Origin of the sequence: Streptomyces enissocaesilis (genome assembly GCF_039533765.1) — a bacterium.
In the GTDB taxonomy this organism is placed as follows: Bacteria; Actinomycetota; Actinomycetes; order Streptomycetales; family Streptomycetaceae; genus Streptomyces; species Streptomyces enissocaesilis.
The window spans coordinates 26,838-40,900 of record NZ_BAAAUD010000032.1 but is presented as its reverse complement, the minus strand read 5'-3'; the positions used below and the strand labels follow the sequence as shown (position 1 = coordinate 40,900).

At 70.7% G+C, this 14,063-nt stretch carries 12 protein-coding genes and 3 pseudogenes; 5 read left to right on the top strand and 10 right to left on the bottom strand.

Annotation, left to right across the window (positions count from 1 at the left end; translation table 11 throughout):
• Nucleotides 1-316 precede the first annotated feature (316 nt).
• The gene (locus tag ABD374_RS14815) at nucleotides 317-643 is read right to left on the bottom strand and encodes a hypothetical protein (protein ID WP_344495264.1); all 327 of its coding nucleotides are present in this window, start codon (nucleotides 641-643) and stop codon (nucleotides 317-319) included.
• 8 nt (nucleotides 644-651) lie between these two features.
• Here ABD374_RS14815 and ABD374_RS14810 point away from each other — a divergent pair.
• Nucleotides 652-867, top strand: a pseudogene (locus ABD374_RS14810) (barstar family protein); the annotation flags it as partial.
• Nucleotides 868-2,149: 1,282 nt separating this feature from the next.
• Here the strand turns inward: ABD374_RS14810 and ABD374_RS14805 are convergent.
• The 6 genes from ABD374_RS14805 to ABD374_RS14780 all read right to left on the bottom strand — a co-directional run bounded on the left by ABD374_RS14805 (nucleotide 2,150) and on the right by ABD374_RS14780 (nucleotide 6,676).
• Nucleotides 2,150-3,301, bottom strand: coding sequence for a hypothetical protein (locus tag ABD374_RS14805; RefSeq protein WP_344495262.1), 1,152 nt, complete (start codon nucleotides 3,299-3,301; stop codon nucleotides 2,150-2,152).
• Nucleotides 3,196-3,717: an IS110 family transposase gene (locus ABD374_RS34625; protein ID WP_425577244.1), complete on the bottom strand. Its 522-nt coding sequence runs from the start codon at nucleotides 3,715-3,717 to the stop codon at nucleotides 3,196-3,198. Before ABD374_RS34625 ends, ABD374_RS14805 begins: the two co-directional genes overlap by 106 nt.
• Nucleotides 3,718-3,817: 100 nt before the next feature.
• Nucleotides 3,818-4,504 carry a maleylpyruvate isomerase N-terminal domain-containing protein gene (locus tag ABD374_RS14795; protein WP_344495260.1) on the bottom strand — a complete coding sequence of 229 codons (687 nt, stop codon included), beginning with the start codon at nucleotides 4,502-4,504 and terminating at the stop codon, nucleotides 3,818-3,820.
• Between the two features lie 559 nt (nucleotides 4,505-5,063).
• The gene (locus tag ABD374_RS34620; protein ID WP_425577243.1) at nucleotides 5,064-5,408 is read right to left on the bottom strand and encodes a hypothetical protein; all 345 of its coding nucleotides are present in this window, start codon (nucleotides 5,406-5,408) and stop codon (nucleotides 5,064-5,066) included.
• An 85-nt stretch (nucleotides 5,409-5,493) separates the two neighbouring features.
• Nucleotides 5,494-6,066 (bottom strand): dihydrofolate reductase family protein, encoded by a 573-nt coding sequence (locus ABD374_RS14785; RefSeq protein ID WP_344495258.1) that lies wholly within the window; start codon nucleotides 6,064-6,066, stop codon nucleotides 5,494-5,496.
• A 163-nt stretch (nucleotides 6,067-6,229) separates the two neighbouring features.
• Nucleotides 6,230-6,676: a hypothetical protein gene (locus tag ABD374_RS14780; RefSeq protein WP_344495256.1), complete on the bottom strand. Its 447-nt coding sequence runs from the start codon at nucleotides 6,674-6,676 to the stop codon at nucleotides 6,230-6,232.
• Between the two features lie 704 nt (nucleotides 6,677-7,380).
• Between ABD374_RS14780 and ABD374_RS14775 the strand changes: the two are divergent.
• The 4 genes and pseudogenes from ABD374_RS14775 to ABD374_RS14760 form a co-directional block, all read left to right on the top strand.
• Nucleotides 7,381-8,313, top strand: a pseudogene (locus tag ABD374_RS14775) (TerC family protein); the annotation flags it as partial.
• Nucleotides 8,314-9,527: 1,214 nt separating this feature from the next.
• The gene (locus ABD374_RS14770; protein ID WP_344495254.1) at nucleotides 9,528-10,355 is read left to right on the top strand and encodes a pentapeptide repeat-containing protein; all 828 of its coding nucleotides are present in this window, start codon (nucleotides 9,528-9,530) and stop codon (nucleotides 10,353-10,355) included.
• A 24-nt stretch (nucleotides 10,356-10,379) separates the two neighbouring features.
• Complete coding sequence (locus ABD374_RS14765; protein WP_344495252.1) at nucleotides 10,380-10,865, top strand: amidase family protein; 486 nt, start codon at nucleotides 10,380-10,382, stop codon at nucleotides 10,863-10,865.
• Nucleotides 10,866-10,888: 23 nt separating this feature from the next.
• Nucleotides 10,889-11,080, top strand: a pseudogene (locus tag ABD374_RS14760) (amidase family protein); the annotation flags it as partial.
• An 87-nt stretch (nucleotides 11,081-11,167) separates the two neighbouring features.
• Here the strand turns inward: ABD374_RS14760 and ABD374_RS14755 are convergent.
• From ABD374_RS14755 to ABD374_RS14745, 3 genes are all read right to left on the bottom strand, one after another.
• On the bottom strand, nucleotides 11,168-11,869 hold the full coding sequence (locus tag ABD374_RS14755; RefSeq protein WP_425577242.1) for a 4'-phosphopantetheinyl transferase family protein: 702 nt from the start codon (nucleotides 11,867-11,869) through the stop codon (nucleotides 11,168-11,170).
• Between the two features lie 23 nt (nucleotides 11,870-11,892).
• Nucleotides 11,893-12,729 (bottom strand): metallophosphoesterase family protein, encoded by an 837-nt coding sequence (locus ABD374_RS14750; RefSeq protein ID WP_344495248.1) that lies wholly within the window; start codon nucleotides 12,727-12,729, stop codon nucleotides 11,893-11,895.
• A gap of 506 nt (nucleotides 12,730-13,235) precedes the next feature.
• Nucleotides 13,236-13,709 carry a GNAT family N-acetyltransferase gene (locus tag ABD374_RS14745; protein WP_344495246.1) on the bottom strand — a complete coding sequence of 158 codons (474 nt, stop codon included), beginning with the start codon at nucleotides 13,707-13,709 and terminating at the stop codon, nucleotides 13,236-13,238.
• Nucleotides 13,710-14,063 lie beyond the last annotated feature (354 nt).

Genomic DNA, 14,063 nt, shown 5'->3' with positions numbered 1-14,063 from the left:
CCACCCCCTGAACCGCGGGAATGCGTCCGACGAACCGCCGCGCATGGAACTGCTCCACTTCCTGGAACGTGCCCGGCTCCGACAGCTCGACCAGAAGCCGGCTCCGCTGTCCCGCAGTTCAGGGGCAGTAACGGTCAGATGGTCAGTCCGTGACCATGGGGGAAGAGCGGGTTCTGCAAGTCGTCGGGTACGTCGGGGCGCGATGCTTCGACCGCCGCCATGGAGCGCGGCAGTTCGAAGGACGGGCGGCCCTGCGGTGTGGCCCGTCCTAAGGCGACGTCGCGGAGTGCGGCGTCGCTCGCGCCGCAGTCCGCGATCAGTGCCGCGGCCCGCCCGGCGGTCTCGAGGGTGACAGCCGCCCGTTCCAGGTCGACCCAGACGAGGGTACGGCGTCCAGGAGCCGCAGTACTTCCTTCAGTCCGTCGTCGGGGAAGGCGAGCGAACCGGAGGGGAAGAAGGGCTCGAACCTGGTCGCGCGCGGCTCGTGGGGTGTGCGCAGGCGCAGTACCGCGAGATCCGCGTCGGCCGGGCGGGCGACCACCTCGCCGTAACGGGCGGCGGTCTCCTCGGCGACGCCCTGGAGGTACAGCTCGGGGCGGCCGGTCAGTGGTACGCGGACCAGCCTCGGGGCCTGCGGCGTCATTGCGCCGGACGAGCGGCTTCGTCCTCACCGGCCTGGACGACCACGAAGGCCCGCCCGGGGGATGCGGGGGTCGCGTCCGGGTGCACGACGGGTACCGGTGGTCGGGCTCCTGCCGGGAATCCACCCGCGTCCTGCCGCCCGAGCAGGTGCTGTCCCCGCTCGTCCTGCGGGAACTCGCCCAGAAGGATCATCTGCGGGCGGCCCTGACGAAGGGCGCCCGACGAGGCAGGGGCACGCCTCCGAACTCCCGCTCCCGCGCCGGTTCCTGCCGCCGCGCCCGCACCCGCTCCCCTCGTCTCGTCGTGGCGAAGGCCGGGGGCTCGGACACCTTCGTCATGCCGCCGTTCGGCGTGTCCCTGGCGCGGTACAACGACCTTCCATGCGCACCGGGGCCCGAGTCCACGCCCGTCGCGTCACCTCTCGATGGAACGCGTGGAGGGGCCCTGGTGCCATATGGCACCAGGGCCCCGAAGGAACTGCTACACCATCTGCCGGCCCTGGTACTGCGCCGGCCTTCTGTTTCCGCAGACCCGGCCTGAGCACTGCCGGGGGTGCGGGGATCGCGGATGCGTGACCGGAGACCACCTGCCTGTCGATGTCCTGCGGTACCCAGGCTCCGTACTGCTCGCCCGGGCGATCCTGATGGCGCCCAATCCCTCCGTTCTTCCTCTGGGTCACTCACTTGCCAAACGGGAACTTCGAACCGCTGGTGGCCTCGAACAGCGCCACCCTTCGACAGCCAGCCCCGTCGCCCGTCCCGCATCTGCTCTGGCTTGGAACCCCACTGCCGAACCTCCCGGTACGCGCGCCCGCAGCCAGACGCCTTTACCGAGGAACTACTGGAAACCTCGCTGCTGGTACTGCGTGTGGCGGCCCCTGATCACTGCGGGCCCCCCGGTCCGGCCGTCAGCCCCGTCACCGTCCTGCAACCGCTCTGGCTTCGGAACTCCACCGCCGCACCGTCCTGCGAACTGCACTTGCGGGTACTGCTGCCCGGCAGTTCATCTCTGCCGGGCCCTTCTCGATCTCGGCTACGAGAGAAACCATAACCACACCACCACCCAATGTCTACTCCGGCCACCATAGATTTTCATGCGTTCGACAGTGAGGTAGTCGCCCTCGAACAGAACAGGGACAGGCGGTGGCCCCCATGGGGCCGCGTCGCCGATCCGACCGGCTCCGCCACCTCTCACCGGGCGCCGCGACCACGCCGCCCCGGCACCATCGAGGTGGCCGCCGGCCACGCCGGCCCGCGGACACTACGCACGCGCACCCCTGACCAGTACGGCGGCGCGGGAGGGTTCGGCCGGCCCATGGTCAGCCACCTCGCCCGCGCCACCGCGGCGACCCTCCGGACGACCGGCGGGAAGACCGTGCCCAGGTTCCAGGACCCGCGCCGGGCAAGGGCCGCCCTCAGGCCCGCCGAAGCCTCCGTCGCCCCCTTGTGCGGCAGACCGCTTCGCAGGAGGCCCTGAAGCGGGGACGGAGGAATGACGTCGGCGTGCCCTACTTGTTCGGGTCCCGGAAGCGGCCGAACGCCTTCGTGAGGGCGTTCAGCGGTGAGCCGCCCGCCTCGGCCGGACCCGGTGAGGGCGGCCGGGGCACACCGTCGCCACCGGTCACCTCGGCCAGAGCGGCGTGCGCCGCCTCGGCCGCCTCCCGGTAAAGGTCGCAGGACTTCGTCATGGCATCGAGCGCCTCGGCGTACTTGACGACCATGCCCTGGGCATGGACCAGCTCCTCGTCCCGGGACAGCAGGTGCCAGCCCTGGCGCAGCCGCGTCAGGGCCCGCTCGGCGTCGTCGGGCAGCGGCCGCGGCAACGCGGCGAACTCCTTGACGGCATCGAGGAGTTCCGTCGGTTCGGAGCCGTCCAGGAAGACAGTGCGCACCGTGAAACGCTCCGCGTCGTAATCCGGACTCCGCGGCTCCGAGGGCAGCACGACGGCGCCGCCGCGCGGCATCCGCACGTTCAGTTCCCGCTTCATCGCGAAGTCGGCGATCTGTGCCTGCTCCGGAGTGCCCCGGTGCTCGACCACCCGGTGCCGCAGGCTCGGCGGCAGGAACGTGGAGACCGGCTGCCGCCCCCTCGCGTCCGGCGTCATCGCCTCGTGCACCACGACATGGATCAACCAGCTCTTACGGGAGCAGTCCCGCAGCCGGTGGCGCAGCTCGTCGTCGTCCTTCGGCAGGTGGTTCACCGCCCGCAGACGCACGCCCGGCACCGTGTCGTGGCCCCAGGCGACCCGACCGCTGTCGGGCCAGAACATAGTGGCGGGCGAGGGCCACCGCATGTCCCACGTCAGCTCCGCCTCGGCGGCGAGGACCCAGGTGATGCCCTCGTCCTCCTTGCGGCGGACCTCGGGGTCGTACGTGGTCAACTGCGCACGCACCGTGACACCGTCGGCCACGCGCCAGCGGGCCTCGAAGAGACGACGGGCCGACGGACCGGGGTCGGCGGACTCGTCCCGCGGATGCAGGACGGTGGAGCGGGCCGCCTCGACGGGGTCGAGGTCCAGGAAGTCGTCGAGCACCCCGGCCGCCTTGAGGGCGATCAGGTTGCGCCGGACGTCCTGCTCGGGCTCGGGCCCGAGGTGGCGCCCGCGTCCCAGCCACGCGGTGTCGGGGACGATGGTCGAAGAGCTGCTGTTCTTGGCCATGGAATCGTTCTGTGGAGGGATCGGGGCCCGACCAGTATGGCCCTAGTACTGCAGCCGCGTCGTGCATGGTGGGGGTTGGGTTCAGGGGCTGTGGCCTCGCCGTTTGCAGGGGCTGATGCATGCTCGGTGTTGGGCGCGGCATCGTCGGCAGGGCCTGGGCGGCCGGGTATGTACAAGACTTGCTGCCTGTTGTCGGTCAGCAGCGCGATCACCAGCGCGGCCCCGCCGGCGCTGGAATCGATCGCCCAGGTCACCGGCCCGCCCTCGCTCAGCGCGAGGACGTCACCGCTCAGATCGAGCAGTGCGGTCTCGTCATCGGCCACACGCCGTGACAGCTTCCGCTTGCCGTCGGCCTCGATCACCACGCAGTGATGCTCGGCTTTGCCCGCGTCCGTACCGGCCCACAGCTCGGGCACGTCCACCTCCGACGTCGTCGCCTGTGTTTGTCCCAGCGGACGAATTCGCCGGCGTTGTCCTGCTCAGCGCTCTCCTCGCACATCCCGATCGCCACAGCGATCATCCAAAAAGCGGGAACCGATCAGCGTCGGTGCCGAGTCGGTGTTTCTCGGCGGCGGTCAGCGGCAGCCGGCCGGTCGCGGCCAGCGCGTAGTGCTCATCGCTCCAGTTCACCGGCACCGGACGACCGAGCAGGCCGTCGAGAGTGCCCCGTACACACCCCAGCCCGGCGGCTGCCGGCCGGGATGCAGGTGCCGGAAGGTGGGCAACGAGGTCAAGATGATGAATCGTGGCCTCAACCGCGAGAGTCTCCATCAGGTCGCCGACGGTGAGTACATGCCCCTGTGTACCGACGAACTGCTGGGGATCGCTGCGTTCAGCCGCAGTGACGGCCGCTGCCGCAGTCGCCAGATACAGCTCTCGCAACTGCTCGAACTCCAGGAACATGCTGGCGCCCACCCGGATGTACCGCCGCTCGTTCGCCGCATCTGCTGCGCCCGGCCGCCAGTCCGCCCAGTAGGTGACACCATCGCGGTCCGCGGGCCCATCAGCGGGCGTATGCAGAGCCACCAGCGCTCTCTGCGCGTCGGTCACGCAGTGGAGGACGAGATCCCGCACGGCCCACCCCACACATCCACTCGGCAGCCAGGACTCCTCCTCACCGAGCGAGGACACCACACCCGCGAAGGCGCCGTACGCGCTTTTCAGAGCACTGAGCGCCCCTGGCCCCGTCTCCCCTGTGTACATGCCGCCTCTCCCGTACCTGGTCGAACCGCGAGGCCGTCCGGCGCCCCGCGGCGGCTCACCAATGATCGTAGGCAGATCTGCCCTGCCCGACCCCGGTTCGGCCGATCCGGTCGCGCAGTCGGGGGGCCCGGGCCCATGCCGGGCCGGCTCCACAAATGTCCCGTGGGGCTGGTGACAACCAGCCTGCCTTTGTGACAACTGTCGCGCCTCGACTCAGCAGTCCGGGCTCGCGGGTTGTCCGGGGTACGGCCTCCACAGGCCGAACTCCAGGTGCCCGATGTCGGTGAAGCAGCCCTCCGCACCCAGAGCCGGCGCGGCAGCCGCCGCCCTGGAAACAGGTCTCCTTCGGGCCTCGACCGCGGCTTCGGCGGCAAACACCTGTGTACTGGCTACGGGGAGGGCACGAATTCGCGCCAGGGTCGTGAAACCAGGCTGCCTCACCTCTGCTCACCTCTGCTGTGTTGCGGCGCTGCATGATCCCTCCTTCGCGCAACGCCCGGCCACAAGACCACGTCCTTCTGGGCGTGACTGAACTCGTCGGCTCCTCCGGTCCCGACGACTACGAAGAGAAGGTGCGGCCTGGCCCGCTGCGGCGCCATGCCCTGTGGGGGGCGGGCATCGCAGTCCTCGGGGTGGGACTGGGTCGGGCGAGCGCCTTGTTCCGTACAGGACCCGAGGAATACGGGCTGCCGCCCGCCGCTCCGGGGACGGTCCGGCCGTATCTGGTCGCCTGGACTGCGACCGGCCTGGCTGCGGCAGCCGTCCTGCGGGCTGCCGCGGCGGTGATCCGGTCGATTGGCGGGGCGGCCGGGGGGGCGTTGGCCTCCCGTATCCAGCAGTGGACGATCGTGACGCCGATGCCGAGTCCGGCGGCGAGCTGGGCACAGGTGTCGCCGCACCGCAGGTGGGCCAGTGCGAGGAGGGCCTGACGGTCGGCTGTCAGCCGGCGTCATCGGGTACCGGTCTTCCGTCTCCGGAGGCCGAGTTGGTCAGCGGACGACGTCGAAAACGTTCTTCTGCAGGCCGTTGGCGTAGGCCTCGTGCTCGACGAGCTTCAGCTTCTGCGCGTCCTTGTCCGTGGCGCTGAAAAGCCGCTTGCCCGCGCCGAGCAGCAGCGGGAAGACGAGGAGGTGGTAGCGGTCGATCAGGCCGGCGTCCGAGAGGGCCCGGTTCAGGGAGGCGCTGCCGTGGACGATGATCGGTCCGCCCTCCGTCTCCTTCAGCGCGGCCACCTCGTCGAGTGAGCGCAGGATCGTCGTCTCGCCCCAGTTCGCCACCAGGCCGTCCTCGGTGAGGGTGGTGGAGACGACGTACTTCGGCATCACCTTGTAGTCGGCGAAGTCCTCCATGTCGGGCCACACCGGGCTGAACACCTCGTAGCTGGTCCGGCCCATCAGCATCGCGGTGGCTTCCTTCTGCTCCCGGCCCTTGATGTCGAATGCCTCGGGAAGGAACTCCACGTCCTTGAAGGTCCACCCCGAGTTCCGGTAGCCGGGCTCGCCGCCCGGGGACTCCACGACGCCGTCGAGCGACATGAAGGCGGTGCTGATCAGGGTACGCATCTCGGGTTCCTCGGTGTCTCGTGTCTGGTTTTCAGTGGGTCCGGCCGGTGCACGCTTCGAACACGCTCGTGACTGCGGTGCACCAATCATGAGCTCTGACTGTGGATCACGTAGAAACTCATCGGCCGTCGCCCACCCGTTCCGGCGGCCTCGGCCAGCCGGATCACCTCGGTGATCGAGATACGTACCCGGCCAGGAGAACTGCCAGCGGCGCGACAGCGACGGGCGCCACGGCCGGGTTGAAGGCGGTCTGCCAGACCACCTGCGCAACGGCTGGTACACCGAGAACCACCTCCAGGGCTTCACCGGTGCCCGCGAGCGCGACGTCGTCGCCGACAGCGTCGGCGCCGGCCGCGGCCACCTCGGCGGCCGGGACCGCTCCCAGCCGGGCGGACAACGCGACCAGGACCACGGCCAGGCTCATCGCCTTGTTCAAGATGACGGCCGAAAGCGCGGCGAACCCGAAGAGGCTGATCAGCAGCGGCAGGCGGAACTCCGCGCCGCCCAACCCGATCAGCCTGCCCAGAAGGCCGATGGCTGCTCCCGCACCGAACACCACGGGTGCTGAGCGCGTCGAGCGGAGGGGGACGTGGCTTCGGTCAGCGGTCATGGCGGGCATCCTCGCTGGTGACCGTCCCTGCCTGCTACGGCACGGCCTCACCTTCGGTGAAAGGAACCGGGTGTCCGCCCAGGATTCGTCCGGACCTCCGAGCACCGGCATCGACGCCCAAGTCCGCTCTGCGCCGGCACGTTCTGCGACCGCGCCCCGGTCCTCACGGAGCGACGCCGGTGCTTTCGAGAGCACTTGCACGAGCACTCGCACGAGGCTCGGGCGCTGACCGGTGTCTGACGGAAGCACGACGTACGTGTTCCTTGCATGTCTTCCGGCGGGCCTTGTCGGCCGCCCGCTCGTGTGCGTCGGCCTCTTCCGGCGCGATCACGAGGCCCACTGTCCACGGAGGCGCCTCCCCCGCCCGTGGCGGGCGGCGGGACCCCGGTCCGGTACGAGGCGATGGTGCCGCTCCCGCCGGGCGCTCCGGCCGGAGGCGGGCCGTCGACGGTGGGTTCGCTGTGGTCCGGCGGCCGAGGGGAGCCTGGGCGGCCGCCGTGGCCGGGAACTCCACGTGGTGGGCGCCTCTGACATCCGCGACGCCCTGTGGGCCCCCACGTCCGGCCACGACCGCGTCGACGCGCTTCGCGCCGGGGTGGCCTTCGTGGCGCCGAGTCCGCTCCGCGTGCTCCCGAGAGCGCAATGCCGCACACTTCGATATACGGGCCGGCGTTCACGAACGGCCCACGACGAGGGTGTTCGGTGTGCTTGAGGTCCCGTTGTGGCTGTGGGGGGCTTTCGCCGCGACCGTGGTGGTGTCGCTGGCGGTGGATCTGCTGTCCCACCGCACCGCGCACGTCATCGGTTTCAAGGAGGCCGCCGCGTGGAGCGGCCTGTGGGTGAGCCTCGCTCTGATCTTCGGCGCCGTCGTCTTCGTCGTTCTTGGTACGACGGCGGGCACCGAGTACACGACGGCCTGGCTGCTGGAGAAGAGCCTGTCGGTCGACAATCTCTTCGTCTTCGCCGTGATCTTCGCCTACTTCAAGGTGCCCCGCGCGTACCAGCACCGGGTGCTGTTCTTCGGCGTCATCGGCGCCCTGGTCTTCCGCGGCATCTTCCTCTCCCTCGGCGTCGCCGTGGTCAGCCGCTTCACCGCGGTGCTGTTCGCCTTCGCAGCGGTCCTGTTCTACAGCACCTACAAACTCCTCAAGGACGAGGAGGACAGTTTCGACCCGGGCAAGAGCTTCGCCGTACGGATGCTCCGCAAGATCATCCCGGTCCGGGACGAGTACGCCGGGGCGAAGTTCTTCGTCAAGGAGGCCGGCAAGCGGACAGCGACCCCGTTGCTCGCGGTGGTCGCGGCGATCGAGGCCGCCGACCTGATCTTCGCCGTCGACAGTGTGCCGGCCGTCCTCGCGGTCAGCGACGACGCGTTCATCGTCTACACCAGCAACGCGTTCGCCATCCTCGGCCTGCGGGCGCTGTACTTCATGCTCGCGGGGCTGCTGGACCGCTTCCGCTACCTGAGCAAGGGCCTGGCGATCATCCTCGCCTTCATCGGCGGCAAGCTCATCCTCCAGGCGTCCCACAAGATGATCAGTCCCAGCATCCCCGAGATCCCCTCACCGATCAGCCTCGCGGTCATCGTCATCGTCCTGACGGGCTCCGTGGTGCTCAGCCTCACGAGGCCGGCCCCCGTGCGCCTCCCGGAACCGGCTGACGAGCGGAGTGACGCCTCCGCGGCCGACGAGCAGGTCGAGGCGGGCTGCGCACCACCTGCGGTGGACGCCCCCGCGCCACCCATTGGTTCACCGGATCAGGACGGTGAAGCACCGTCGCGCGCGAGTCGGTCAGGAAACCGACCACTTCCCGATGTGACATTTCAGGCATATCGTAAAGAAATGGTCAAGATGAAGCACAAGGTCGACACGTACGTGTGTCCGGCCTGCCAGCAGTCCGTACCGGCCGCGGTCCACCGCCACAAGACCCTCGGGGTGTTCGTTCCCGTATGGGGCCCGGGTGCGTGCCAAAACCGCGACTGTCCCGACTACCGATTGGACCCCAGGCGCAAGCACCCTCCGGCCCGGTAGCGAGATCGACCACGCGTCGTGAGCCGCCTGCCTGGACCGGTGCGCCTGCCCGGTGTCACCGCGAACTCACGGGCACGGCCCCTGCGGGCCGGCGGTGGCGTCGCGGCCAGTGGGCCGGACCGGCTGCGGGGGCGCCGCGCGTCCGGGGCGACACCTCCCTGGTGCTCGGCATGACGCTGGTCGCCGCCGTCCTCGAAGAGGCCGACGTCTTCGAGTCCGTCACGTCCCGAGTGACAGGACGGGCCCGCGGGCCGTCACCGGCTGTCACCGGCCTGTACCTGTGGCTGCGCTGCTCAGCGCCCGCCTGCCCCGGGCGTCCACGCCGAGGAGGTGAGGACCGCGCCCGACTCCGACGACGACAGGAGCGCCGGTCTCGAAGCCGTGCTCTGATGCGGTCCCGCCCCAGGGACTGCTGCTCGCGGCGGGCCTGGCCGTGACCGCGACGGCGGTGAACCTCTTCGCGTCCGCCCGCGGGCGCCGTGTTCCGGCCGCCCAGGTCGTGAGACGGCTCGGGCCCGTACGCCAGGAGTGACGCCGACGCTGGAGCAGCCGCGCCGGCGGCGGCCGGGACCCCGGGCCCCGGGGCCGTCCCGGCCGGGCAGAGGCGCAGGCCGGAGGGCGCTTCCTGCGGCGTGCTCGGGTGAGCCGGGCGGGCATCGCGCCCGTACCTCCGGAGACGGGAGCGGGCCGACGGGAGGCAAGTGCTGGCGGCGCACGGGGCCGGATAAGATGGGAGGCTGCCTTCCCCCGCGCACAGGGCCGGACATCGCAGGGGGTTCAGCAGTGGTCCCCCGCCCTGCATCACCAGGAGAGCAACCGTCTTGTCCCAGCACACCCCGAACGCCGCCAACCCCGACCTGCAGGCCGACTGCGGGAACTGCTTCGGCCTGTGCTGCGTGGCGCTGCCCTTCGCCCGCTCGGCGGACTTCGCCGCGAACAAGGCCGCCGGTACCCCGTGCAGCAACCTCCAGCAGGACTTCCGCTGCGGTATCCACGAGCGGCTGCGAGGCAGCGGTTACAACGGCTGCACGGTCTTCGACTGTTTCGGGGCCGGGCAGAAGGTCTCCCAGGTGACTTTCGAGGGCCGCAGCTGGCGCGAGGAGCCGGCTTCGGCCCGCACGATGTACGAGGTCTTCCCGGTCATGCGGCACTTGCACGAGCTGCTGCGGTACATCGCCGAGGCCATGGACCTCCCGGCCGCCCGGCCCGTCCACCGCGATCTGCGTCGCGCCTACGACCGGATCGACGCGATGACCCGGGACACGGCCGAGTCGTTTCTCGCCGTCGACGTGATGGCGTTGCGCGGGGAAGTGAACGCGCTGCTGCTGCGGGCCAGCGAGCTCGCCCGCGCCGAAGTGCCCGGCCGCAAGAAGGACCACCGGGGCGCCGACCTCATGGGCAAGCGCATGCGGAACGCCAAGCTGCGCGGCGCCAGCATGCGCGGCACCTACCTGATCGCCGCCGACCTGTCCGGGGCGGACCTGCGGGAGGCGGACCTCATCGGTGCGGACCTGCGGGACGCAAACCTGTGCGGGGCGGATCTGACGGGAGCCCTGTTCCTCACGCAGCCGCAGCTGAACGCCGCCCGGGGTGACCTGGCGACCAGGATCCCGGCGGCGCTCCAGCGGCCCGGGCACTGGGCCGCGTAGAGCCCGGACCACCGGCGCGGCTTCGTGGGGAGGCCGGCCGAGGTCATCCGTACCGATCCGGGACGGCTGCGGGTGGCACTCACCACCTCGGCGTGGACGGGCGGATCGGTGGACGCCCAGGTGGCGGAGACCACGGTGACCGCCGGCAAGGTGCTGGAGCGGATCGGCCACACGGTGACCGAGACAGGGCTGGACGTCGATGGCGAGGCGGTCGTCGAGGCCGCCATGCTCACCGCCGTCACCACAGGTGGCGCAGTGCCGAGGGGCGCGTCCCGCCGGCCCGACGCCTCGTCGCTGGAAGCGGTGTCGCGCCGTGTGCTCGCCGAGACCGAGGCGTTCACCATGCTGGACGTCATGAGGGCGATGGAGGCCCAGCACCGGGTGACCCGGCCCGTGGGCCGGTTCTTCCAGGAGTACGACCTGCTGGTCACGCCGAAGCTGGCCCGGCTGCCCGCTCCGCACAGCACCCTGGACTACGACGCTCCCACCCTTCGGTGCGCTCCTGGCTGAGCCGCATCTTCACGCACGGGCCGTTCACCGCCACGTTCAACGTGTCGGGGAACCCGGCCGTCAGCCTGCCTCTCGGCCAGAGCGTGGAGGGCCTGCCCATCGGGGTGCAGCTCGTCGCGGCGCACGGCCGGGAGGACCTTCTCCTCCAGGTGGCCGCGCAGTTGGAGCAGGCCGTGCCGTGGAAGGACCGCCAACCGCCGGCGTACATCGGCTGACACCCGGGGCGGCCGGGCGGGCGCGTGCCGTGAGCGGGGCGGGCGCTTCGGCCCCGCCCCGTCAGGGCTCAGGGGCGGCGCGCGGAGTCAGCAGAGCGGACCTCGCCCGCGGACGACGACCGCGGTGGCCAGATGGCCGGGGCCCTCACCGGCCAAACTGCGCCACCGCCCCTCGAAGCGGTCGATCCGCTTCCCGGAGACGACCGGTCCGGGGACCTTGAGGGTTCCGGTGAAGGTTCCCCGGACCGGATCGGGCTCGATCACGCACTCGCTGAAGTCCAGCCAGCGGCCGGTCAGCGGGTACCACGCCTTGAAGACGCTCTCCTTGGCGCTGAACAGCAGCCTGTCCCAGGCGATCGCGGGCTCGGCCACGACGAGCCGTTCGAGGATGCCGCGCTCCTCGGGCAGCATCACCAGTTCCGCCACGCCGTCGGGCACGGGAGCGTTCGGTTCGGCGTCCACGCCCACCGAGGCGACCGCCGGACGCCGGGCCACCGCCGCGGCGCGGTATCCGTCGCAGTGCGTCATGCTTCCGACCACGCCGTCGGGCCATTTCGGCGCGCGGTGCGCCCACGGCGGACCTTCCCGGGCGGGCAGGATCGGCCCGGGTGCCACGCCGAGCCGGGCCAGCGCGGTGCGCGCGCACCGCCGTACGGTCGCGAACTCCCGCCGCCGTGCCTCGACGGCGCCGGCCACGACCTCGGCCTCCTGCGGGAACAGCGCGACGTCCGGTGGGTCGGTGAACAGCTCACTGACCATCACGTCGTCGGGGAGCAACCGGGTGAGCAGCCCGCGCCGGCCGAGGGCGGCGGTCACCGCCACCTCCCCGGTCCGGGGAGTATGCGGCAGAGTCCGGCGGGCGCGACCGGCCGGCTGCGCCACTCGCGCGGGTAACCGAGCGACACCTCGCGGTGAGGCACCCCGTCGCACTCGATCGTGCGCGGGATGTGCAGATGTCCGTAGACGACGGTGATCGCGCGGTACCGCACGTGCCAGTCGGCCGTGGCCTCGGTGCCGCACCACAGCGCGAACTCCGGGTAGTGCAGGACGCGGGTGGGCTCGCGCACCAGCGGGAAGTGGTTGACGAGCACGGTGGGCAGGGCGGGGTCGATCCGGTCCAGCCGCGAGCGGGTGCAGGCCAGTCGCGCCCGGCACCACGCCTCACGGCTGGGGTACGGGTCGGGGTGCAGCAGGTACTCGTCGGTGGCGACCACGCCCGCCTCGTGGGCGACGGCGAGCGCCTCTTCCTTGGTGTACGTGCCTTCGGGCCGGAACGTGTAGTCGTACAGCACGAACAGCGGCGCGATCACGGCCGGCCCGTCAGCGCCCTGCCACACCGGGTAGGGGTCCTCGGGCGTGACCACTCCGAGGCCGCGCAGGGTCTGGACCAGGTGCAGGTAGCGCTCCTCGCCGCGGAACTTGACCGGGTCGTTCGGCGGGGTCCACAGTTCGTGGTTGCCGGGGGTCCAGATGACCTTGGCGAAGCGGTCGTTCAGTGTCCCGAGCGCCCACACGATGTCGTCGAAGGTCTCCGCGACGTCTCCGGCGACCACCAGCCAGTCGTCGTCCGACTCCGGTCGCAGACCTTCGACGATGTCACGGTTGTCGGCATAGCGGACATGAAGGTCGCTGATGGCGAACAGACTCATCTCAGCGCCCTCGCCGCACCGTGATGGCCGCGCTGCCCGTCCTCGTACACACCGCTTCCCCGTCCATGTCGCCTGCGCACGCTGCCGCTGCGCAGCCCTGTCCCCGCGCACCGCTCCGTCCCGCGACGCGGGACGGCACACGATCTGCCCACTCTACGTGTCCCGGTCCCCGGGGCCGGGGCGCGTGGCGCCACGGCCCCGGGGAGGGCCCCGCGCGGTGCCGTCAGGAGTGTCCGCGGGGGCGCGGCGCCCGCCCGGCCGGCGCCTTCGTCCGGACCGTCTCCCTCTCCTTCCCCTCGGTCAGGGGTGGGGCGAGGGCTGCCGCGGTGCCGAACCCCGTGGCGAGCTGGGCGCAGGCGTCACCGCATCGCAAGGGGGTCAGGGGCAGGTGGGCCCGGCGGCCGGGGCAGGCGCCGCCTCCGGGTTCCGGTCTCCTGGCGGACGGGGCGGTCCTGGTCGAGAACCCGCCGGTCAGGGGCTTCGTCGTTCCGTACAGCCCTTCGCCGTCACCACCTCGACGCACCGTCAGGTCGGAGAAGGCTCACCGTCTTGGACATGTACACCGCGTTCGTGCCGTAACTCTTCGGCAGGCTGACCTCGTGATGGGCTTCGAATCCGTTCGCCGACCAGAAGGTGTCACTTCCCCCCACCGATACCAAGGACATCCGCTCATACGTTTTCGATCTGGCCGTTGCCGTCAGGTGGCGTATGAGACGTTTCGCCAGACCCCTGCCACGGAAACTTTCGGCGACGGCCAGATCGTGCAGATGCAGGTTTCGCGAGTGAAACGTGGTCTCTTCCACCCGGGTCAGATCCGGATAGTGGAACGTCGGGTAGGGCAACGCCAGCGAGTAGCCGACTATCTGCTGCTCACAATCCAGCACGAAGCAGGTGTCCGGTGAGGCGTGAGCCCTGGACTCCAGCGCTTCCCGTTCCTCCGACAACTCGCTTTCGATGTAGATGCTGGCTTCCAGCGCCACGATCCCGTCCCAGTCGCCTTCGGAGATGTGCCGTATATTCACCTTCCGGCCCATCTACGCACGGCCTTCCGGGCATTCGCCGTCCATCCATGCGTACGGGAGCGGGCCGGGGCCGTTGAAACCCCGTGCCATGCGGTCGGCGGTGTGGGCGGCGCAGGGGAACAGCCGGACCGGATCTCCCGGTGCGGCCGTCCTGGGCACGTGGACGGGGCCGCGCTCGTGCCAGGCTTTCCTTGCGCGTCGGGCGGACATCCCGGGCAGCTCCCGCGCCAATGACGCGTATCGCCCTTCGATTCCCACGGGGCCGAAGAACACCCGGCCCTCGGAAGCGGCTTCGGGGGCGGCGCGCACGCG

Bases quoted from the DNA above. Each gene is read 5' to 3' on its own strand.
- ABD374_RS14815 (WP_344495264.1), bottom strand. From the start codon at position 643: ATGACGCCGCAGGCCCCGAGGCTGGTCCGCGTACCACTGACCGGCCGC.
- ABD374_RS14805 (WP_344495262.1), bottom strand. From the start codon at position 3,301: ATGGCCAAGAACAGCAGCTCTTCGACCATCGTCCCCGACACCGCGTGG.
- ABD374_RS14795 (WP_344495260.1), bottom strand. From the start codon at position 4,504: ATGTACACAGGGGAGACGGGGCCAGGGGCGCTCAGTGCTCTGAAAAGC.
- ABD374_RS14785 (WP_344495258.1), bottom strand. From the start codon at position 6,066: ATGCGTACCCTGATCAGCACCGCCTTCATGTCGCTCGACGGCGTCGTG.
- ABD374_RS14780 (WP_344495256.1), bottom strand. From the start codon at position 6,676: ATGACCGCTGACCGAAGCCACGTCCCCCTCCGCTCGACGCGCTCAGCA.
- ABD374_RS14750 (WP_344495248.1), bottom strand. From the start codon at position 12,729: ATGAGTCTGTTCGCCATCAGCGACCTTCATGTCCGCTATGCCGACAAC.